Genomic DNA, 21,295 nt, shown 5'->3' on the forward strand with positions numbered 1-21,295 from the left:
ATCCATTTAAAGAGTCATGAAAAAGAAATTTATATATAGCTTTATGATAGCCGCTGCCGCCGCGGCATTTTCTTCCTGTTCTAATTTTTTGGAAGAGCGTCCTACAGACGCGTTTGATGAGGAGACCGCGTTCCAAAGCCCTACGTTGGTCTATGTAAACACGGTTGCGAGCCTGTACAATAATATGTTCAAGATCATGGGTAACGACCGTCATGTATATGACTTGAATACCTTCTCCAGCGATGAGGCTATGCTTCCTTGCCGTATCGGCGACTGGGAAGATGGCGGTTTATGGCAGAATATTTTCTTACACCGTTGGGGCACGATGAATGATTTGACCAAGAACTCTTGGGATTTCTTGTATGAGCAGATCGGAAAATGCAACCAGAGTGTTGATAAGTTGCAAGCCTTTGCCGAGGAACAACCGGACGTGGAATATTTCAAGGTTTATCTGGAAGAGGTCCGTGCGGTCCGTGCGTTTTTCTATTATGAGTTGTTGGATTTGTTCGCTCGTGTTCCGTTGGTAACTTCCTCTACGACACCGATGTCTGAGGTAAAGCAATCTGAGCGTAGCGTTGTATTTAACTTTGTCCGTTCGGAGTTGGAGGAGGCGTTGCCTTATCTTTCAGATAACCGCAGTAACCAAAAAGGTGAGTATTACGGACGTATTACCAAGCCGGTGGCTTATATGATCTTGGCTAAGTTGGCGTTGAATGCGGAGGTTTATGCGGACGACAATTGGACGGACGGCAATCGTCCGGCTGGAAAGAACATCAAGTTTACCGTTGACGGTAAAGAGATGAACGCTTGGGAAGCTACGATCGCCTATGTGGATAAGTTGGAGGCTTTGGGCTATAAATTGCAGGGAAACTTCTCGGAGAATTTCGCCGTAGCGAACGAGACCTCGGTTGAGAATATTTTCACGGTTCCTATGGACCCGGTCGCTTATCCGGACGCTAAGGACTACAATTTGGTACGTACCCGCCATTATGATCATGCAACCGCTTACGGCCAATCCGGATGGAATGGCTCTTGCGCTACGGTGAAGGCGATGAACGTGTTTAAGTTCGGTACGGCGGATGAGGATCCTCGTTGTAAGCTTACTTATTTTACAGGCGAGGTGACCGGCCCGGATGGAAAGACGATCTATACGGAATGGGACGGACAGAAAGTGCCTTTGAAATATGAGCCGAACGCCCCGAAGGTATATATGGATGCCTCCGATGGTTTGTTGGTGAAGACCGCCGGAGCTCGTATGGCTAAATATGAGTTCGACCAAAATGCTCAGGATGGTGGAAACTTGCATGGAAATGACTGCGTGATCTTCCGTTTCGCCGACGCGTTGCTGATGAAGGCGGAAGCCAAGATTCGTCTGGGACAGAATGGAGACGATGAGGTGAACCAAGTTCGTAACCGTGTAGGCGCCAAACCGCTACAAAACGTAACGCTGGATACGCTATTAGACGAGCGTATGCTTGAATTAGCGTGGGAAGGCGTACGCCGGCAGGATTTGATCCGTTTCGGTAAGTTTACCGAGGCTACGGTAGACCGTTATGTAGGCGTGAAACATTCCGCCAGCTCACTGGATTATCAAGAGGATAAGACGGGATATACAACGGTATTCTCCATCTATGCCGATATCCTTAGCCTGAATCCTAACTTGACACAGAATCCGGGATATTAATACGATTCATTTTAATCTTTAAGGCTTTATCAGGGGGCTGTCCGTTATTGGGCAGCCCTTTCTTCTTTTTGCTTGATTTTCCCTAGTATCTTCGGGAATTTCCATATAAATAACAACGTACAGCAAATAGCGGCCGTGGCATCCGATACGGCTTCTGCCGCATATACGCCGGTTACCCCCATAAAATTAGGTAATAGTAATGCCAAAGGAATCAAGAGGATTACTTTACGAAGCAAGGCGATAAAGATAGATATCTTAGCTTGTCCCAACGCTACGAACATATTCTGGCAAGCTCGTTGTAAGCCAAAAATCGTCATACCCGCCAAGAAGATGGGCATGACCCAACGGACGGTATCGATCAACTCCTCGTCGCTTGTAAAAGCGGAGGCTACGGTTGAGGGGAATAAGATCATGAATAGCATGAGTATCAAGTTGAAAGAGAACATAACGATTAGCACGATACGAAAACAATCTTTCACCCGCTGTTTGTCTCCATGTCCGTAATTATAGCTTATGATCGGTACGAATCCTTGGGCGAAACCGGTCAGCGGTACGCTGGCGAATTGCATGGCACTCTGTAAGATAGCCAATGCGCTCACATAGATATCGCCAAAATTTTTCAAACTACTATTCAAGACGAAACCCACCAGACTCTCCGTGCTGGCCATGATGAACGGAGAAATTCCCAAAGCGAACATCGAGAGTACGATTCTTCGGTCCAGTCTCATATACCGCCTTTCCAAAGGCAAGGAGGCACGTCTTGAGAAAAGGAAGCTCAATACCCATATGGCACTGCAAGCTTGCGATAGGATCGTGGCGAGCGCGGCGCCTTTTACCCCCATATCCAACCAGAAAATGAAGATAGGGTCTAATACGATATTCAATAAAGCCCCGATCAAAACCGAGCACATAGCGATAGACGGACGCCCTTGTGCGTTGATAAAGGCATTCAAGCCCGTGGATATCTCGACAAACAGAGTGCCCAGTAAATAAATAGAGAGATAATCCACCGCATATCCTAACGTATATTTTGATGCTCCTGTAAAAAGCAGGATCGGTTCCATGAAGGTATAGGTGATGAGGGAAGTGAATATAGTAAATAGGATAAGCAATATAAATCCATTTCCCACTATTTTTCCGGCCCGTTCCCGGTCGCCCTGTCCGAGAGCGATGGCCGCTAACGGCGAACCGCCCGCTCCCACGATAGCGGAGAAAGAGGAGATCAAGATCACGATGGAGGTGGTCACCCCTATACCAGCCAAAGCGTTTGTCCCGATCTCGGGAATATGCCCGATATAGATACGATCTACGATATTATAAAGTAAGTTGACAAATTGGGCCGCTACCGCCGGAAGCGCCATTTTGAAAACCAGCGGTAGCATACGTTCCGTACCTAGCCTAGCCTCGTATTTGTTCTTCATATTCAATCGGGATTTCAATTAAAATGGCTGCAAAGTTACAAGAACATGTTGGATTATATAATCGAGTTCCATAAATTACCAGTTAATAAAAAACACTTAATATCTACCACATCTACAATTCCTTCTTATATGCCTTATAAATAAACATCTTATATAGTGGTTGTAGATAGAAAATATCTACAATTATCATTCTTTATCTACCATGTTTTGATAGAAAACGCAAGAAACCAAATTATCGTTTAGGTTCGTGTGTCGTAGTGCCTATATATGTAAAAGTAGTTTCTATTAGGGAAAACAAAAGTTTCGTGCTGAAGAAACTTTTGTTTCTATATAGGGAAACAAAAGTTTTCTGCTTGATAAACTTTTGTTTTTTACCATAAAAACTGCAAATGCTTATATGCTAATATTTTAAATACATAATACAACTAGTAGATACGTAGTGTGCCGCGTCTCCTTGCTGGCTGATCGTATCTCAAAATCACTATTGAAAAACAAATATTTTAGTGGTATTTATAAAATAAATTTTATAACTTGCGTTTAAGTTGTAAACTATAATCTAAATGAAGAGAACACTAGGACTGACTTTGCTACTTTTCGCTACCCTTTTTTCTTGTATGCGCCAAGAAAAACCATTACCTGCGGAATTATCTCGTGCGGAATCTGTGATGTGGGAGCATCCGGATAGCGCATTATCTATATTACGTTCTATGCCTCAATCATCACTCTCTAGCGGAAAGAACTATGCTACTTGGGCGCTATTGTTGGCACAAGCCCGGGATAAGGTATATGGTAAACGCCTTCCGGATTCGTTGAATATCCCTTCCTCGGATAAGTTGGTTCAAGATGCGATGGATTATTTCGAGAAAGAGGATGACTTGAAAAGGATGGCGCAAGCGTATTATTATAAGGGACAATTATTGGAGGATCAGAAAAAGTTAACGGAAGCGATACCTCTCTTTTTAAAGTCTAAAGATATAATGACAAGGTTGGATGAGCCGCTTTTTACTTATCTGATCTGCCAATCATTAGGAAATACGTATCGTTATCAAGATCTTTATGAAGAATCGTTGGTACAATTAAAGGATGCTTATCAATACGCATTACGATCAGGAAATGGAGAACGGATATCTTATGCTCTATCGGAGCTGGGAAGAACTTATGTGCATATAAATGAGATGGATAGTGCCTTATTCTATTTTGGTAAATCATTGGAAAATGCTAAAAGATTAGGAAATTTAGAACTTGAAGCTATGGCTATGGGAGAGCTAGGCGTTGTTTATAATGAGTTAAGTCAAGGAGAAAAAGCTTTACATTACACTAGAAAAGAGCTTGACTTATGTTTACAAGTATCTTCCTTACATAAGCTTCCTCAAATATATTACAAGATAGGTAGTGCTTTTTGGAGTTTGGGGCAACTAGACTCAGCAAAGGTCTACTTTCAGAAATCTTTAGAAACGGACAATTTGTATACGCTAAGTGAAGCCTATGAAGTGTTATATTATATATGTGTAGAACAAAAACTTTACAAGGAGGCCATAGAATATAATAACCAATATCTTATTTACTCAGATTCGCTACAGGTAATAAATCATGCTGGAGAATTGGCTGAAATTCAGGCTCGGTATGATCATGAGAGATTGTTGAACATAAATAACCAGCTAAAACTAGAAAAAACGAATCAAGAGATAATCGGCTTGTTTGTCACTGCGGTTCTGTTGATTCTTATAATAGTCTATCAATATCGTGTATTGCGGAAGGAAAAATCTTTAGCGCATGCTAGAGAGCAAATACGAATTTACAAGGAATCGATAAGAGAGAATGAGAATCGTATAAAAGAAAATGAGCAATTGATCGCCACGTTAAATAATAAACAGCAGGAAATCGACGAGATTGTTTCAGAGAATAAAAGTTTATTGGATCAAAATGCGGAGTCCCATAAAGAGATAGAGAAATATGAAGAGCTACTGAAATCCTCATATAAGAAACTAGATGAGCAATTACCTTATTTCGATAAATTGAAAGACCTAAAAGAGCATCCTAAATATCTGAAGGATGCAGATTGGTCATTAATCATAAACTGGACAAACTTGCAATACCATCAGTTCTATACACGGTTAGAGAAAGATTTCCCTGATTTCTCCGAATTAGATAAGCGATATTGCTGCTTAATCAAGATGGGGTTCAGTTCTTCCCAAATAGCTGTTTTTGCGAACTCTCTCCCCGAGTCTGTATCCAAACAGAAACAGCGTATCAAACAGCGTATCAAAAAAAGCAAACAAATACCTTCCGACGTAAGTTTCTTACTAGATCAATATCTCAAAGAGTACTAAAAACAGGGGATGTCCATATGCGTGTTTTTAATTTATTGATTATCAGTGTTATCTGGTCTTGATTTGTCCATGTGTGTTCCTTGACTATGTATGAAAATGAGTCTACATTTGTGCTAGACTTTTATACAAAAGATATGCGTTTATACTCCATTATTATTCCTGTTTATAACAGGCCGGATGAGCTTGATGACCTGTTATCAAGCCTTTGCAAGCAAACCTATGTCCATTTTGAGGTTATCGTGGTGGAGGATGGTTCGGAGATACCGGCGAAAGAGATTGTTGGGCGATACCAAGGGCGATTGGATCTTCATTATTATGTGATCTCGAACTCCGGCCCGGGTATGGCGCGTAATCATGGCGCTAGGCAAGCGCTTGGCGAGTATCTGCTCATACTGGATTCTGACGTGGTACTACCCTCCACGTGGCTTGAGCATATACACGACTCGTTGAATCATTATCCGGTGGATGCGTTCGGTGGCCCGGATAAGGCGCATGCCTCGTTTTCCCCGATCCAGAAGGCGATCAATTACGCCATGACCTCATTCCTGACGACCGGTGGTATCCGCGGCGGGAAGAAAAAGTTGGATAAATTTTATCCCCGTAGTTTTAATATGGGAATAAGGCGGGATGTATATGAGTGTCTGGGCGGTTTTTCCGGCATGCGATATGGTGAGGACATTGATTTTAGCATACGGATCATGGAGGCTGGTTATCGGACCCGGCTATTTCCTTCGGCATGGGTTTATCATAAAAGGCGGACGGATCTCATGCAGTTCTTCCGTCAGGTGCGTCATTCGGGGGAGGCCCGGATCGCATTGAACCGGAAACATCCCGGCTCATTGAAGCTGGTACATTGCTTACCGGCATTATTCACGTTTTCAGTCTGTCTATTGGTTATCAGTTCATTCTTTTGCCGCTTGTTTCTGGTGCCTCTTATTATTTATGCCCTTTTATTGTTTGTAGACGCAATGTTCCGCAATAAATGTGATTTACGTGTAGGGTTGTTATCTGTAATAGCCTCTTTTACGCAATTGTTTGGATATGGAGTCGGTTTTTTGAGAAGTATTATTTGAAAATTCATTTAAATGGAGGGGTATGCACAGAGGCTATTGAAGGATACCAAACTAAAGGAAAAGATTTTTAGTTGAGTAGTAGGCTTAAAGAAGATATTTTTTTGTGGCAAATGAATATTTTTATTGATATTTGTGGATAAATTTTATAACTTGCGTTTAAGTTGTAAACTATAATCTAAATGAAGAGAACACTAGGACTGACTTTGCTAATTTTCGCTACCCTTTTTTCTTGTATGCGCCAAGAAAAACCATTACCTGCGGAACTATCTCGTGCGGAATCTGTTATGTGGGAGCATCCGGATAGCGCATTACTCTGTCTTTCCTCTTTGGATAGCTCAATCATGAATGAGCCGGAAAATATACGTATGTACCATGCTTTGCTTAAGATTAAAGCTAAAGATAAGCTGTATATTCCTCATGAATCAGACTCTTTGATTAAATCAATAGTTCAGTATTATGAGGACTATGGGACTCCAGATCAATTAATGGAGGCATATTATTATCTAGGAAGTACATACCGGGATATGGGAGATGCCCCAAGAGCGGTGAGAGCTTTTCAAGATGCTGCGGACATAGGGAAAGATAGTAAGCGATATGATATATTAGGACGGGTTTATGAGCAGATGGGATATCGACTGGCATATCAAGGTTTGTATGATGAGGCTCTCGAAGCTTATAGGAAATCGTATGAATACAAGATGTATGATAAAGGAAAAGGAGAGGTGATCGCATTGAGGAATATTGCTCGGATCTATAACGCCAAGCAAGATACAGACAGTGCTATATACTACTATCAATCTGCTTATGAGAAGGCATTGTTATTAAATGATCAATCGAGAATAGATAATGTACTAAGGGAATTGAGTAGCATCTATATAGATATGGGAAAATATGATTTGGCTAAAGATTTGTTCAGTAAGGTTTCAAGTATGAAGAATCAAGCAAATATATATTTTGGATTAGGTTGTATATATGAAAGCTATAAGCAAATAGATTCAGCTCTATATTATTTTGAGAAAGCAAATGAGTATGGGAATATCTATATGAAAAAAAATACGTATAGAATCTTATCCAAAATAAAAAACCAAGAAGGAGACCGTAAATTAGCCTTGAATTATGCGTATAAATGTATAGAACTGTCTGATTCAATTAAGAATCAAACAAAAACGGAAGCTGTAGCAAAAGTTAACTCATTATATAAGTATCAGCATACAGAAAAGGAGAATGTTCAATTGAAAATAGATAATGAAAAAAGAAAAATTCGCAATTATCAATTTGCATTATTTGTTGTTTTAATTATTTTCTTTAGTCTATGTTATATATATGTGTTAGAAAAGAAGAAAAAAGCAGCGATTGAAAAGGAGAAAAAAATACGTCTATTGAAAGAGAATCAATATGCGGAAAGTTTGGATTGTATTGAATATAATAATAAGAAAATTTCATATCTAGAGGAACTTTTGCAGCAATCGGAGTGTCAAAGAGATAATTTTAAAAAGCAACTTGTGCAATCTCAAAAGGAATTATTAGAACTATCAAACCGAAAGATTCTTACTTCTCAAAATGAAAAAAGTTTGCTTGAAATAGCTTTTCGAAAATCCGAAGTCTATCGGTTATTTCATGAAACAAGTAATAATACTGATACGGAAATTCAGAATAAGGATTGGAAGGAGTTGAGAAAAGAGATTGATACAACCTATTCAAATTTCACCGCTCAATTATATGCTTTATACCCGCAAATCTCAGAGTTAGAACTCCATATTTGTTATTTGATAAAAATATCCATGCCCGTGAAGGACATTGCAAGGTTAGTTGGACGCTCGACTCCTGCAATAACAGCATCCCGGATTCGTCTCTATAAAAAGATTCATGGAACAGAAGGTACCGCAGAAATGATGGATAAATTTATCGCTGATTTATAATAACTTAATCGCTGTAAACAAAAAGTAAATAAGAAGTAAATCCTATTTTGCTTATAGATTTCTCATAGAGACTATTTTTGTTTATAAAAATAGATAATGAAAAAGAGAAGTTTTATATTGGGATTAGTATTTCTGATGTTTGTTTCTTCAGTTGTGTATCCGAATAGAGTGAAGGATACTGAACAATCTTGGGAAGAAGAGGAAGATCGTTCTATAATATCTTCTCCTACATTATCAATAGATGAAAATAATATTTACATCCATTCTAATAAATTATTGGATGGACTTAATGTGAAAATTATAAATATAAAAGGAAATGTACTTTATAATGACATCATAACTGTTTCTTCTGAGATAGAATATCCTATTTCTATAGATTTTTTGCTGAATGGTGATTATAAGATATTTATCTCAAAAGGAAATAATTATTTGGTTGGATATTTTGATGTGTTAAAATAGATATTATCAACTTAAATCTTTAAATCATGAAAAGATCTGTATCTTTATTAGGCATACTATGCCTATTCGTATCGTTTAGTGTCCAAGCCCAGTACACGAACATACAGACGTGGGGACAAAAATTGTATTATAACGGGAGTGATTATCCGGGTACATTTTTGAAATTAAAAGTTGCGGTCGCTAATCCTCGTATCTCAGGAACAGGAGGAAAGGTCGTTTTCTATGATTCAGAAAGCTCCCAGTATAATTATATAGAAGTAAAGGGGGTTTATCAATCTTCGGATGCTCGGTTGAAAACCAATATCACTCCCTTAAATAGTGGATTAGGAACCATATTGGGGTTAAAACCGGTATCTTACAATTGGAAAAGTGAGACATCGCAATTGAGATCAGCAGAAGCCGTACCTTCTAAAGCTTTTGGTTTCTTGGCACAGGAGGTAGCTGAGGTTATGCCAGAGATTGTGACGTTAAGTTCCACAGGTGATAGCTTGGTGGATTACACGGCTGTTATACCCGTTTTAGTACAGGCTGTAAAAGAATTGGACGCTACTATCCAACAACTGGAATTGCAATTGGATGAAAAAGCTAATTTGTCTGATTTGCAGAATAACAAGAATTTGACGAGTAAGTCTTTGCTCTCGAATGCGGTAATGAATCAAAATACGCCGAATCCGTTTAATTCTACCACGAATATATCCTTTACGATCCCTACATCCGCACGTTCCGCTTTTATCTCTATTTGCAATTTGCAAGGAACTCAAGTTAAGAAATTCGATATCGCTACCCGGGGAGAAGGTAGTATAATGGTAAGCTTTTCTGATCTAGGTGTCGCAGGTATGTATATGTATTCTTTGGTAGTAGACGGACAGTTGATCTCAACGAAACGTATGCTATTGGTACAATAATATTTATTTCTATTGAAGCTATAGTTTTTTTGATAAGATTGAGTGATACTGTCTGTTGAGGGTATCCTCAATCTTTTTTATACAAAAGATATGCGATTATACTCCATTATAATTCCTGTTTATAACAGGCCGGATGAGCTTGATGATCTGTTATCAAGCCTTTGCAAGCAAACCTATGTCCATTTTGAGGTTATCGTGGTGGAGGATGGTTCGGAGATACCGGCGAAAGAGATTGTTGGGCGATACCAAGGGCGATTGGATCTTCATTATTATGTGATCTCGAACTCCGGCCCGGGTATGGCGCGTAATCATGGCGCTAGGCAAGCGCTTGGCGAGTATCTGCTCATACTGGATTCTGACGTGGTACTACCCTCCACGTGGCTTGAGCATATACACGACTCGTTGAATCATTATCCGGTGGATGCGTTCGGTGGCCCGGATAAGGCGCATGCCTCGTTTTCCCCGATCCAGAAGGCGATCAATTACGCCATGACCTCATTCCTGACGACCGGTGGTATCCGCGGCGGGAAGAAAAAGTTGGATAAATTTTATCCCCGTAGTTTTAATATGGGAATAAGGCGGGATGTATATGAGTGTCTGGGCGGTTTTTCCGGCATGCGATATGGTGAGGACATTGATTTTAGCATACGGATCATGGAGGCTGGTTATCGGACCCGGCTATTTCCTTCGGCATGGGTTTATCATAAAAGGCGGACGGATCTCATGCAGTTCTTCCGTCAGGTGCGTCATTCGGGGGAGGCCCGGATCGCGTTGAACCGGAAACATCCCGGCTCATTGAAGCTGGTACATTGCTTACCGGCATTATTCACGTTTTCAGTCTGTCTATTGGTTATCAGTTCATTCTTTTGCCGCTTGTTTCTGGTGCCTCTTATTATTTATGCCCTTTTATTGTTTGTAGACGCAATGTTCCGCAATAAATGTGATTTACGTGTAGGATCGCTATCCGTAATAGCCTCTTTTACGCAATTGTTTGGATATGGTACTGGGTTCCTTAGAAGTATTATTTGAATGTTTATCTATTTATATTTTAGAACAACTTATATGAAAACAACAAGACTTTTTTCTTTCTTAATTTTAATTAGTTTAGTATCAAACGCAAATGCTCAACTCCGGGTTCTTTCAAATGGACGAGTACAAGCAGGCCTTTTAAAAGACAATAATGAGGACTTAGGAAATGTAACCTCTATGCAGATATATGGTCGGATAGGGGATGCACGCGCAGGTTCGAAATTAACATTTGGTGATTTTGGACAATATGCAAATCAAGGTTGGAATGTGTTTGCTGGAGAATATGGAACCACGGATACGGATCAACTTTGGTTGCATGGGAAATTGGGTATTTATATGACTACAAATGGTTATGCTAACAATGTCGTGGCGTATTACAATCCGGCTAGTAATACTAATTTCGTGTTCAATACGAATCTTCGTGTGAATGGAGTGAATATAACTTCAGACGCTCGCTTGAAGGAAAATGTAGAGTCGCTGCAAAATCCATTAGCTCTTTTAGAGCAAGTGAATGGGGTCTCTTATTCATACAACCTCTCTACACTTGAGGAGAATAGGGAGCAGGATGAGTCTAAGTTCTCTGCCACATTGGATAATGGGATATCGGGAAGTTCCTCCGATTCAGAGGAGATTATGGATGCCGCTACTATCGCAAAGATAAATAGAGACAAACAAATCCAAGCAGAGATAGATCGAAGAGAGGCAGCGGAGGCTAGTCGTAAACGAATTGGTTTTTTGGCTCAAGACATACAAAAGGTATTACCCGAACTTGTACAAACGGATGAAAACGGGATGATGTCTATAGATTATATAGGTTTTATTCCGCTTATCGTAGAAAGTATCAAGGAGATGCAACAAACGATCCAACAACAGAATGAGGTGATTGATAATTTGCAAGCTCTACTATCGCCGGAGGTACAATCTCAATTACGTTCGAACACGACTTCCACAAGTAATATAAGTGCTGTGGATGGCGCAAAATTATATAATAGGGAAGGTGCATCTGTCTCTTATACCTTACCGGCGACGTTTGTGTCTGCTAGTCTACAGATATTTGATGTCACAGGTAAACCCGTGAAAGTTATTAAGTTGGATAATGGAAGTAGTAATGTGGTAGAAGTAAGCCGTTCGGAACTTGGTTATGGAACGTTTATTTATACGTTGTTTGTGGATGGGAAGAAAGCGGATACTTTGAAGAAGTATGTAAGTCTGTAATCTCAAGGAATTAAAAATAGAAATAACAGAATCATAAATTCTTTGATATGAAAGAGAGAATCGTCTTTTTTACATGTATCGTATTGACTTGCTTATTTTCCCCGTTATCATCACAAGAGGTTGACACGAGAAGCTGTGTGAGTACTTATACAAATCAGACAGTTTCATCAAGTGTATCAGTTTTGGGCTGTAATACGTTGGCTGTCCAAAATGTAACCGTGGCAAGTAATGGTAATTTATCTCTTTCCGCTCCGGCGCAAATTACGATTAATGGGCCTTTTGAGGTAAAGTCTGGCGGAATTTTGAATATTAGGCAATCCCAACAAATGATATTTACTTATACTTATGATGCGTCAGGAAATAGAACAACACGGCAATTTAGTGCGATGGCTTCATCTTTGGAGGCCGTTCCCGTAGACCAAGAGGAGGATTGATCAAAATATAATTTAAGTATACTTATAGATGAAATTAATATATTTATATACGATAGGGATATTTATCATGTTTATGTCCCCATCTTCTTATTTATGTGCCCAAGGAGTTGCTGAGAATAATCAATTTTTCGATTGGAAGGAAAGTGATTACAAGGCTTATGAGGATTCTTTATTGAAGGCTTTATATCCTCCGGTTATAGCGAAAACTGCAGAAAATCCGGAAAGGTTTTCACAGCAACCTCAGGCTTTTGTTCCTAAAGCCATATCTGATAATACTTACGTTCCGACTACAGTTACAATAGATAAATCGAAAGCTGTAGGAGAGATACCGATACAAACAGGTGTTTCCCCGACTGGAGCTAAAACCTATACGGTTCCCATACAGGTTTATCCGGGTATAAATGGATTTGAACCCCAATTATCATTGGCTTATAATAGCCAGCAAGGAAATGGCATCGTTGGTATTGGATGGGGTATTGGCGGTGTGCAATCGATCATGCGTACGAGTAGGAATATTTATTATGATGGTAAGCCCCAAGGAGCTTTACGTACGAAAGCGGATGCGTTCGTGTTAGACGGGATGCGTCTTATAAAGATCTCAGAGAATGCGACAACTATTAATTATGAGTCCGAGCAAGGCAATATAAAAGTAAAAGCTTTTTTGTCCGGCGATGTCGTGAAATATTTTGAGGTATTTTATCCTAATGGAACCAAGGGCATATTTGGATATGCCTCAAATACAAGCAATAAGATCTTTTATCCGATAGTTTCTTTGTCTGACTTGCGAAATAATCAGATCCTATATACTTATGTCGAGCAAGAAAACCATTACAGATTGACAAAAGTTGCTTATAATGGTGCCTCTGTGGAATTTCAGTATCAAGCCTCACGACCGGACCCCTTGGTCTCTTTTATAGGGGGGCTTAAGACAGGGGAAAGCTACTTGCTGGCTAAAATCATCAGTAAATTAGGCTCTACTGCGCTTTGTACGTATAGCTTGAGCTATAAAAACCAGAACAATAGCTCAGTTTTAAGCCAGATAGATTATTCCGCCTCCGGGCAATCTCTGAACCCTATAAAGCTTTACTATGGAGAAGGCATAACAGATGGGTCTTATGATAATGGTTCTGTCACACAGCTATATAATTGGTATGAATCAACGGATCCTGCTCGTATCAAGGTAGTGAAAGGAAGGTATGATTATGCGTCGGGGGCAGATGGTTTGATCTCTTTGCCTAATGAGAATCCCTATTGGGAGCATTACAGACATTCGACGGCTTTTCAGCATTCCCAGAATAGATATGACAATAAATTCACCGGAGAAGAGAAAATCTATCTTTATGCCGGATTGAATAGCGAGTACGCTTCCCCCATGCCCAATCTTACGACCGGAGCTAATTTTATCGATATCTTTTGTGCGGATTTGGAGGGAAAGCAAGAAGAGCATATCATAAAAGTAAACAATGGCGTTTCCGGTGATAATGATCAAGTGACTTTCCGTGTATATAGGGCCAGTTTGACTGTGGGATTGGTATCTAAATATACACGGACTTTTAATTTCCCGACCGTATTGACCGATGCGGATGGGGCAAAGAGCATACATCCTAAGTTTTATTATACAGGGGATTTCAATGGGGATGGAAAACAGGAAGTACTAGCGGTCTCTTGCCATCATCCTTTTGGAGAGACCAGTAAGACCTCTAAATGCTATATATTTGATTTGGAAAGTGGTAAGGTCTTATATCAGAGTTACTTGTTTCCCTATAACGTTAATTTTGTAGGCACGGAGCAGCCTGATCCTGAGGACGCATTTCAGAAAACAGATAGACTTCTGGTATTAGATTATGATGGAGACGGGAAAAGTGACATCGCTCTTATTAATGACTCCGGGGTAAATATATATACTTTTGATGTTTCCGGTAGTACTTGGACGGGCCGAAAAGTCTCTACTTATACCGGATTAAAAAAGGTGGATCTAAAAGATCGCTCGCTGTTGCTGGGGGAGATCAACGGAGATGGGCTTATGGATTTGCTGGTATCTCCGAAAAAAAAGGATCCAGTCTATACGTGGGCCGCTTATAACTCGATGGGAGATGGACAATTTTATAAATCCACGTTTGCCGGTACTCAAAACTCGGGGATTTCTACGGATGGCTTTTTGCTACAAGATGTAAACGGGGATGGTATGACAGACTTGATCCGGTATCATAGCTCCGGTTTCTTCACTTACCTCGCTAAGAAAAATAACGTGGGTTCGGTTGAATGTGCCCAAAATTATACATCGAAATCAATCTTGATCCCGACTAATATAAACAGTCATAATTATTTTAGTCAATTGGTCAGCTTGAAGAATGGAGTGGTTACAAAATATTCATTCAAGAGGAATGACAATAAAGGCGTTTTGGCCACGGGTATGGCGAATAGTTTGGGAGTGGTCGAAAAGAACACATACCTGTTGATGAATGAGGAGGCCATATCTTCCGGTACTTATGCTAAGGGTGCGAACGCTGTTTTCCCGTATGTGGACATTCAAGAGTCTATTCCTGTCATAGCCTTTTCCAGTACTTATATGAAAGGTAACCGGGTTGATAATTTCACTTTCACGTACCGAGGTGGTGTTATTCACCGCCAAGGATTGGGGTTTAGGGGATTTGAGAGTATATTCCGTACGAATTTGAAAGGGCAGCTTACGGAGCAATATTTTGATCCTTATAAATATGGCATATTGAAGAGTGAGGTTTCACCTGAGGCGAAATCGACCTATAATTTTGCCGTTAATGTTCAAGCCAATAAAACGGTCAAGATACGTTTAAGCAATAAGACAGAGCAGGACTTGCTTAAGGGTATTACTGCTACTACCGCTTTTGTATATGATACTTATGGAAATGCGACGCAAGAGACTATCACTTACACTGGGGGTATTACGGTAAAAAAGGCGAACACATTTTATAACAATACGGCAGAGAGTGGATATCTTATTGGTTTCTTGACCGATCAGAGCGTGACTACTACTCGTAATAGCAGTACTTATACCGAGCGAATGAATATTCCTTCGCATACGAACGGCTATGCGAATAGCAAGGTGTTCTATAAGAATGGAAATAAAGCGAAAACTTACGAGTATGTTTATGATACTCCGGGTAATATCACAAAAGAGACGCTATTCTTGTATGGTTCGGATAAAGGGCTGAAGACCGAATATGCTTATGATACGAACGGTCGATTGAAAAAGGTGACAAACCCATTAGGACTTGCAAATGAGTTTTCTTATAATACGGAGGGGCGTATGTCTTCTGAGAAGGACCACCGGGGAAAGTCTACGGCGCATACGTATGATCCATTTGGTCGGGAGACAAGTGTCACGTTCCCTGATAATACTACCGCTACTGTATCTTACGGATGGTCGGAGGAAGGGACAAACGCTTTGTATGCCATAACCCGTTCTGTGACGGGTAAACCTACTACTAAAAGTGTATATGATGCGTTGAATAGAGAGGTAAGAACGGCCGAGACTCGTTTTAATGGCAGTTTTCTAAAAACGGATAAAATTTATGATAGTTATGGAAGGGTGCAAAAAGTCTCTCGTCCGTTTGCCGGTAGTTCGGCTACGGCTTGGAATATCTATAGTTATGATACGTATGATCGCTTAACCGCTATATCGGAACCTTCCGGAAGAAAAACGACTCATGGTTATAGCGGCAATAGTATAACAACGGTGGAGGATGGAATCTCTGTCAAGCGGACGTATGATGCGTTGGGCAATCTTATATCTGTGGTAGACCCAGCAGGAACGATTACCTATAATCTGCGTCCGGATGGACAACCTTCTTCTATCGTCGCACCGGGTAACGTGACTACTTCATTTGGTTATGATGGTTTCGGCCGTCGGACTAGCTTGGGCGATCCTAGCTCTGGTACGACAACTTATGCTTATGACGCATCCGGCAACCTATTGAAAGAGACGAACGCAAATAATAAGGTTATCAATTACACATATGATACGTATAATCGCCTTAAAACGGCGACTTTACCAGAGTTTACGACTACATATACTTATAATGGCTACGATGAGTTGACGAAGGTCTCTTCTTCTGTCGGAACTTCCATTGATTATGTATATGATGCGTTGGGTCGTCTGTCGAGCCAGACAGAGACGGCGGTAGACAATAAATATTTACGAAAGGATTATACCTATAACGGAGGAAATGTAAGCTCTATTAAGTATACGTCTCAATCCGGAGTTTTGACAACCGAGAATTATAATTATGCGAATGGTCATTTAGTTGAGACCAAGCTGAATAACCAAACATCCATATTTAAGCTCACGAAAGAGAATGACATGGGGTTACCTACCGAGGTACGCTCCGGTGCCTTATCTCGTACCTATGGATATGACAGTTATGGATTCCCTACTTCCAGGAAGATACAGAAAACAGGGGTGACCACATTCCTCCAGAATATGGAGTATGTTTTCGATCCTGTTAAACGGAACTTGACTTACCGGAAAGACATTAATGTATCCCAAGAAGAGAAATTCTCTTATGATAATCTTAATCGTCTGACTTCCTACAAAGGGCTTATGGCAACTTATGACGCGAAAGGAAATATCTTAACCAAAGGGGATGTCAGTGGTACATTCGCATATAATACAAGTGGCAAGCCTTACGCCATATCTTCCTCTAGCGTGGCAAATGGTATTATGTCTTCCGCCACACAGGTTATTAGCTATACCTCTTTCAAGCGTCCGAACGCTATTACGCAAGATGGTAACGTGGCCTCGTTTACCTATAACGGCAATCAGCAGCGTGTGAAGATGCAGGTGGCTAAAGGGGGTAGCCGTTTGTTGACCCGCTATTATTTGGGGGATTGCTATGAGATCGATGAGACTCCCTCGGGTAATAAGGAGAAGCTGTATTTGGCGGGAGAGAATTACTACGACGCTTCGGCGGTATTGGTGAAGGATCATACGAATAGCTGGAAACTTTATTATATAGGTCGTGATTATCTGGGAAGTATCACGGATATCATCACCGAGGCAGGGACGAAATACGCGAGTTATAATTTTGACGCATGGGGTCGCCAACGTAACTCATCCAGTCACGTTTACATCCCTTCGGGGCAGGAGGTAGAGTTGTTCCTTGGTCGTGGCTACAGTGGCCATGAACATCTTAAGGAGTTTGGTCTGGTAAATATGAACGCCCGCCTGTATGACCCGGCTCTGGGTCGTTTCCTCGCTCCTGATCCGTTTGTCCAGATGCCGGACTTGTCCCAGAACTTCAATCGTTACAGCTATGCCATGAACAACCCGTTGAGGTATGTGGACGAGGATGGAGAGTTTATCCATATTATAATAGGTGCGGTTATCGGAGGAACAGCAAATTTGATCTATAAGGCTGTATCGGGTCAACTTCATAGTTTCAAGGATGGATTTGCCGCATTTGGTATTGGAGCCGCCGCCGGAGGTTTGGGGGCTGCGACTGGTGGGTTGGCCTTTGCCGCTGCTGGAGGTGCCGCCGGGGGAATCGGAGGCTTTTTGGCTGGAGCCGCCGCAGGTTCGGCGAGTACGGCGGTGATGATGCCTGTCCAAAGTGCGGGTAACTCGTTGTATTTCGGGGACCAGTTTATGAGCTTGAAGGATTATGGCTTGGGTATTTTGGGTGGTGCCTTGACAGGTGGAATCGGAAACGGTATGGTTGCCGCCTTGAAAGGTAATAACTTCTGGACAGGTAAGGACGTTAAATTCGGACGGACGATCTTCTCGTTCAAGAACACGGCGACAAGACCGGCACCGGAGATGAGGTTGATGGAGGCATCTACTCCTTCAGTAAATGTAGAGCGACCAAATCTAACTGCTACAGGAGATAAAATATCTGTGGCTAATGATCATAATACTTATACTGTTTATCAAGGAGTTGATGCAAATGGAGATGTACGTTATATAGGGATTACTAGCAGAAAGCCAGAAGTTAGATTCTCAGAGCATTTGAATTCAGGGACGAATAGGGCTACACTTGATTATAGACCGATACAAGGAACTGGGAACTTAAATAAGTTAGATGCTAGAATAATGGAGCAGAAATTGATAAATCGATATGGAATGCAGAAGAATGGAGGTTCTTTATATAATTTAAGAAATGAGATAAAACCTAAGTTTTGGGATAAGCATGGAATAGGTAAGTATTAATTTATAAAAATATTATCTTTACTGCAAAAAAGAAACTTGTGATAATATGGCAAAACGAATAGTGACAAAAATGGGAGATATTTTTTGTGTAGAAATAGATAATGGTTATAAAAGATTTTTTCAATATATCATTAATGATATAGAAGCTTTGAATAGCTCTGTAATACGAGTTTTCAAGACCCATTATCCCATGGATTATAGGCCGATTATAGAGGAGATTGTGATGGATGAGGTAGAGTTCTATGCCCATACGGTTTTACGTGCAGGGATAGTTTATGGGGCTTGGTACAAAGTTGGCAACTCAAAAGAGATAGGTGAAGGTCATAAGGATGTTCTATTTGGAACAGCTAGTGATGTCCGAGTTCTTCCAAACAAAGAACTTGAGTTTGTCAGTCCTTCGGAGAATTGGTATGTATGGCACATTAATGAACCTCCTTTGTTTGTAGGTAAACTTACGGAAAAGTATAAGGATTTAGAACAAGGTGATGTAATGTCTTATGTTTCTATAATTGATAGGTTGAGAAATGGAAGGTATATGCGTAAATGTCAAGGGAATGGATAGTTATGAAAAGAAACAGTGAATATAAATAATATGAAAGAATAGATAGTAGAATGGCTTTTGAATTTATGCCGTAACGAGGTAATACCAGAAAATAATGTAACATTAAATTTTGGTGTTTTTGAGTCTATATTAAAAAATAGGCTGTTTCGTGATAGAAAATGAGACAGCCTATTTTTTTGTTTGAGTTTTGTATATGTACTGATGCCGAGCTTATTTCTGAACTTTAATAAGTGTAGTTACACTATACAATCTGTTGATATATCTATCATCATAGAAGGCTTATCGGTGGAGCCGCCGCAGGTTCGGCGAGTAGGGTGATGATGATGCCGGTTCAAAGTGCGGGTAACTCATGATTTACAACCCACTATTGATAGAATACGATCAGGAAAGTTGTTTACGTTTCGTCATGATGGATCAACCTAATTATAATAATGTGACTTGTATTTCGTTAGAAAAATATCAAAAGTGAAATTGTATCAAATAATTATTGTGGAGATATGAGGGTCATCAAAATTTTCTTGCTGTTTGTTTGTTGTATTTCATTAGATGTACAATCTCAAACATTTTTGTCGGACACATTGGGTATCAATGAGGATGGCTCTGTTATCATTGCTAAAAGTTTGGCTTTACCCGGCTGGATTCTTGGAGTGGATGTGGATTCGACGGATAATTTGCTTTTTATCCGGTATCGGAATTTGTCGAAAAATGAGACTTCCTTGAAAAATAAGGGGGGAATATCCGTTTACTCCTTGGCTGATCAGAGGATGCTATGGCAACGTCCTGTCAATTATTTTAATCAAGATCCAAAGTTGACTTCAGAGGGAGTTTTGTTCGTGACAATGGGGAAGGCTACATCGTTGCTGGATTTGAAAACAGGTAATGAGGTTTGGAAGAAAAAGAAAATGATTCCTTATTGTGTGGACGCTAAGAACCGGATGTTTTTGGCTTATAAAGGCAGTTATATGAACGGGGTGTCTAACGAGTTGGAAGGCCATAGCCTTGCGACGGGAGAAAAGATGTGGAGCCGGAAAATGAGCCATGTATATGGATGGAATGAGAGTGGTTTACTGGATGACTCTACTCGATTGATTGTCTCGGATGGGATTCATCTGGTTCACATGGGAAATGGGGAAGGGCCGAGTTATGCCATGCCGACTGGGGCAAGTGATTATAAAGAGGCCGTCGCTCTTGGTGCGCTCGGTGTGGTGACGGGTGTCTTAACCGGTTTTGCAGCAGTGCCTACCGGGCCGAAGAAGGTGATGGAACTGGTATCGAATGTTTTATCGGACGACACGGTTTTTTACGTGGCAAGCCGGGAGAATTTGTTTTGTCTGGATCGGCAGTTGCAACCTAAATGGGGGTATCCGATACCTGATGGAATGGGATCTCGCTCTCATTTGTTTGCGAGAGGAGATAGCCTTTATATGATTAATATGGGAACAGGGTATCGAAATACTATTTTTGATACTTCTGAGGCTTATGCTCACGAATACTTAAGACTGAAGGTTGGCTGGCCGTTTATCGCCTGCTTCGATAAACGAAAGGGGGAGAAGGTTTGGTTTCGCCAGCTCTCGGATAAGAAAGAGATGGTGGAGGAGTTTGATATAAATTGGGAAGAGGATGCTCTGATGGTGTTGTTTTCCGATCATATCCGGAAATACTCGTTATCTGGGGATTCCTTATTGAGTGAGGTATCATGGAATACCGAAGTAAACGGGAAGTTATTATATCTTACCAATTCTTCTTATTTCTTGCAGGATTTTGAGGATAGTACATCTTATCAGCGATATAAACGCCCGGATTCGATTTATTGTTTGGTTACAGATAAGAATGAAATGGTTGAGCTAGACCAACAACTGAATGTTTTACAAACTTATCCTTTGTCTAGGTTACGTCCATTCAGGGATTTACCAAATGGGGATAATTTGATATTCTTGGGAGACAAAACATTGTGGGTTAATTCAAAGGGTGAAAAGAAAGCTTATTTACATACCTCATCCAAGATGTTTAGGGTAGGTGAAAAGTTTTTCATCTATAGTTTGGATGGTAAAAAGATATATGAATTTCCTTTATAATTAGG

General features: G+C 40.5%; 13 protein-coding genes. 12 read left to right on the forward strand and 1 reads right to left on the reverse strand.

Features of this window, described 5'->3' with window-relative positions; all coding sequences use genetic code 11:
- The first annotated feature begins 16 nt into the window (after positions 1–16).
- Positions 17–1,684 (forward strand): RagB/SusD family nutrient uptake outer membrane protein, encoded by a 1,668-nt coding sequence (locus tag DWX84_RS04815; protein ID WP_036616454.1) that lies wholly within the window; start codon positions 17–19, stop codon positions 1,682–1,684.
- A gap of 44 nt (positions 1,685–1,728) precedes the next feature.
- Here DWX84_RS04815 and DWX84_RS04820 read toward each other — a convergent pair whose 3' ends face one another.
- Positions 1,729–3,105, reverse strand: coding sequence for an MATE family efflux transporter (locus DWX84_RS04820; RefSeq protein ID WP_121960722.1), 1,377 nt, complete (start codon positions 3,103–3,105; stop codon positions 1,729–1,731).
- Positions 3,106–3,665: 560 nt separating this feature from the next.
- On the opposite strand from DWX84_RS04820, the gene DWX84_RS04825 reads away from it, so the two are divergent.
- The 11 genes from DWX84_RS04825 to DWX84_RS04875 all read left to right on the forward strand — a co-directional run bounded on the left by DWX84_RS04825 (position 3,666) and on the right by DWX84_RS04875 (position 21,290).
- Complete coding sequence (locus DWX84_RS04825; RefSeq protein WP_121960721.1) at positions 3,666–5,435, forward strand: tetratricopeptide repeat protein; 1,770 nt, start codon at positions 3,666–3,668, stop codon at positions 5,433–5,435.
- Positions 5,436–5,569: 134 nt separating this feature from the next.
- Positions 5,570–6,508: a glycosyltransferase family 2 protein gene (locus DWX84_RS04830; protein ID WP_122377434.1), complete on the forward strand. Its 939-nt coding sequence runs from the start codon at positions 5,570–5,572 to the stop codon at positions 6,506–6,508.
- 179 nt (positions 6,509–6,687) lie between these two features.
- Positions 6,688–8,427 carry a lipopolysaccharide assembly protein LapB gene (locus DWX84_RS04835; RefSeq protein WP_122377435.1) on the forward strand — a complete coding sequence of 580 codons (1,740 nt, stop codon included), beginning with the start codon at positions 6,688–6,690 and terminating at the stop codon, positions 8,425–8,427.
- Positions 8,428–8,523: 96 nt separating this feature from the next.
- Positions 8,524–8,886: a DUF3244 domain-containing protein gene (locus DWX84_RS04840; protein WP_005863687.1), complete on the forward strand. Its 363-nt coding sequence runs from the start codon at positions 8,524–8,526 to the stop codon at positions 8,884–8,886.
- A gap of 26 nt (positions 8,887–8,912) precedes the next feature.
- Entirely contained in the window at positions 8,913–9,791 is an 879-nt protein-coding gene (locus tag DWX84_RS04845) for a tail fiber domain-containing protein (protein ID WP_005863685.1), read from the forward strand.
- Between the two features lie 90 nt (positions 9,792–9,881).
- Positions 9,882–10,820 (forward strand): glycosyltransferase family 2 protein, encoded by a 939-nt coding sequence (locus DWX84_RS04850; protein WP_122377436.1) that lies wholly within the window; start codon positions 9,882–9,884, stop codon positions 10,818–10,820.
- Positions 10,821–10,997: 177 nt separating this feature from the next.
- Positions 10,998–12,035, forward strand: a complete 1,038-nt coding sequence (locus tag DWX84_RS04855; RefSeq protein WP_224201869.1) for a tail fiber domain-containing protein — start codon at positions 10,998–11,000, stop codon at positions 12,033–12,035.
- A gap of 47 nt (positions 12,036–12,082) precedes the next feature.
- Positions 12,083–12,469 carry a hypothetical protein gene (locus DWX84_RS04860; protein WP_008778959.1) on the forward strand — a complete coding sequence of 129 codons (387 nt, stop codon included), beginning with the start codon at positions 12,083–12,085 and terminating at the stop codon, positions 12,467–12,469.
- A 28-nt stretch (positions 12,470–12,497) separates the two neighbouring features.
- Positions 12,498–18,653 (forward strand): RHS repeat-associated core domain-containing protein, encoded by a 6,156-nt coding sequence (locus tag DWX84_RS04865; protein WP_121962021.1) that lies wholly within the window; start codon positions 12,498–12,500, stop codon positions 18,651–18,653.
- A 46-nt stretch (positions 18,654–18,699) separates the two neighbouring features.
- Positions 18,700–19,215 (forward strand): hypothetical protein, encoded by a 516-nt coding sequence (locus tag DWX84_RS04870; RefSeq protein WP_022193033.1) that lies wholly within the window; start codon positions 18,700–18,702, stop codon positions 19,213–19,215.
- A gap of 566 nt (positions 19,216–19,781) precedes the next feature.
- Positions 19,782–21,290 carry a PQQ-binding-like beta-propeller repeat protein gene (locus tag DWX84_RS04875; RefSeq protein ID WP_233524016.1) on the forward strand — a complete coding sequence of 503 codons (1,509 nt, stop codon included), beginning with the start codon at positions 19,782–19,784 and terminating at the stop codon, positions 21,288–21,290.
- Positions 21,291–21,295: the final 5 nt, after the last annotated feature.

The sequence above is a fragment of the Parabacteroides sp. AF21-43 genome, from assembly GCF_003635435.1.
GTDB classification, from domain to species: Bacteria; Bacteroidota; Bacteroidia; order Bacteroidales; family Tannerellaceae; genus Parabacteroides; species Parabacteroides distasonis.

Excerpts from the sequence above, each read along its gene's own strand:
- DWX84_RS04820 (WP_121960722.1), bottom strand. The coding sequence starts at position 3,105 with ATGAAGAACAAATACGAGGCTAGGCTAGGTACGGAACGTATGCTACCG.
- DWX84_RS04870 (WP_022193033.1), top strand. The coding sequence starts at position 18,700 with ATGGCAAAACGAATAGTGACAAAAATGGGAGATATTTTTTGTGTAGAA.
- DWX84_RS04860 (WP_008778959.1), top strand. The coding sequence starts at position 12,083 with ATGAAAGAGAGAATCGTCTTTTTTACATGTATCGTATTGACTTGCTTA.
- DWX84_RS04855 (WP_224201869.1), top strand. The coding sequence starts at position 10,998 with ATGCAGATATATGGTCGGATAGGGGATGCACGCGCAGGTTCGAAATTA.
- DWX84_RS04815 (WP_036616454.1), top strand. The coding sequence starts at position 17 with ATGAAAAAGAAATTTATATATAGCTTTATGATAGCCGCTGCCGCCGCG.
- DWX84_RS04865 (WP_121962021.1), top strand. The coding sequence starts at position 12,498 with ATGAAATTAATATATTTATATACGATAGGGATATTTATCATGTTTATG.
- DWX84_RS04825 (WP_121960721.1), top strand. The coding sequence starts at position 3,666 with ATGAAGAGAACACTAGGACTGACTTTGCTACTTTTCGCTACCCTTTTT.
- DWX84_RS04850 (WP_122377436.1), top strand. The coding sequence starts at position 9,882 with ATGCGATTATACTCCATTATAATTCCTGTTTATAACAGGCCGGATGAG.
- DWX84_RS04835 (WP_122377435.1), top strand. The coding sequence starts at position 6,688 with ATGAAGAGAACACTAGGACTGACTTTGCTAATTTTCGCTACCCTTTTT.
- DWX84_RS04845 (WP_005863685.1), top strand. The coding sequence starts at position 8,913 with ATGAAAAGATCTGTATCTTTATTAGGCATACTATGCCTATTCGTATCG.
- DWX84_RS04840 (WP_005863687.1), top strand. The coding sequence starts at position 8,524 with ATGAAAAAGAGAAGTTTTATATTGGGATTAGTATTTCTGATGTTTGTT.
- DWX84_RS04830 (WP_122377434.1), top strand. The coding sequence starts at position 5,570 with ATGCGTTTATACTCCATTATTATTCCTGTTTATAACAGGCCGGATGAG.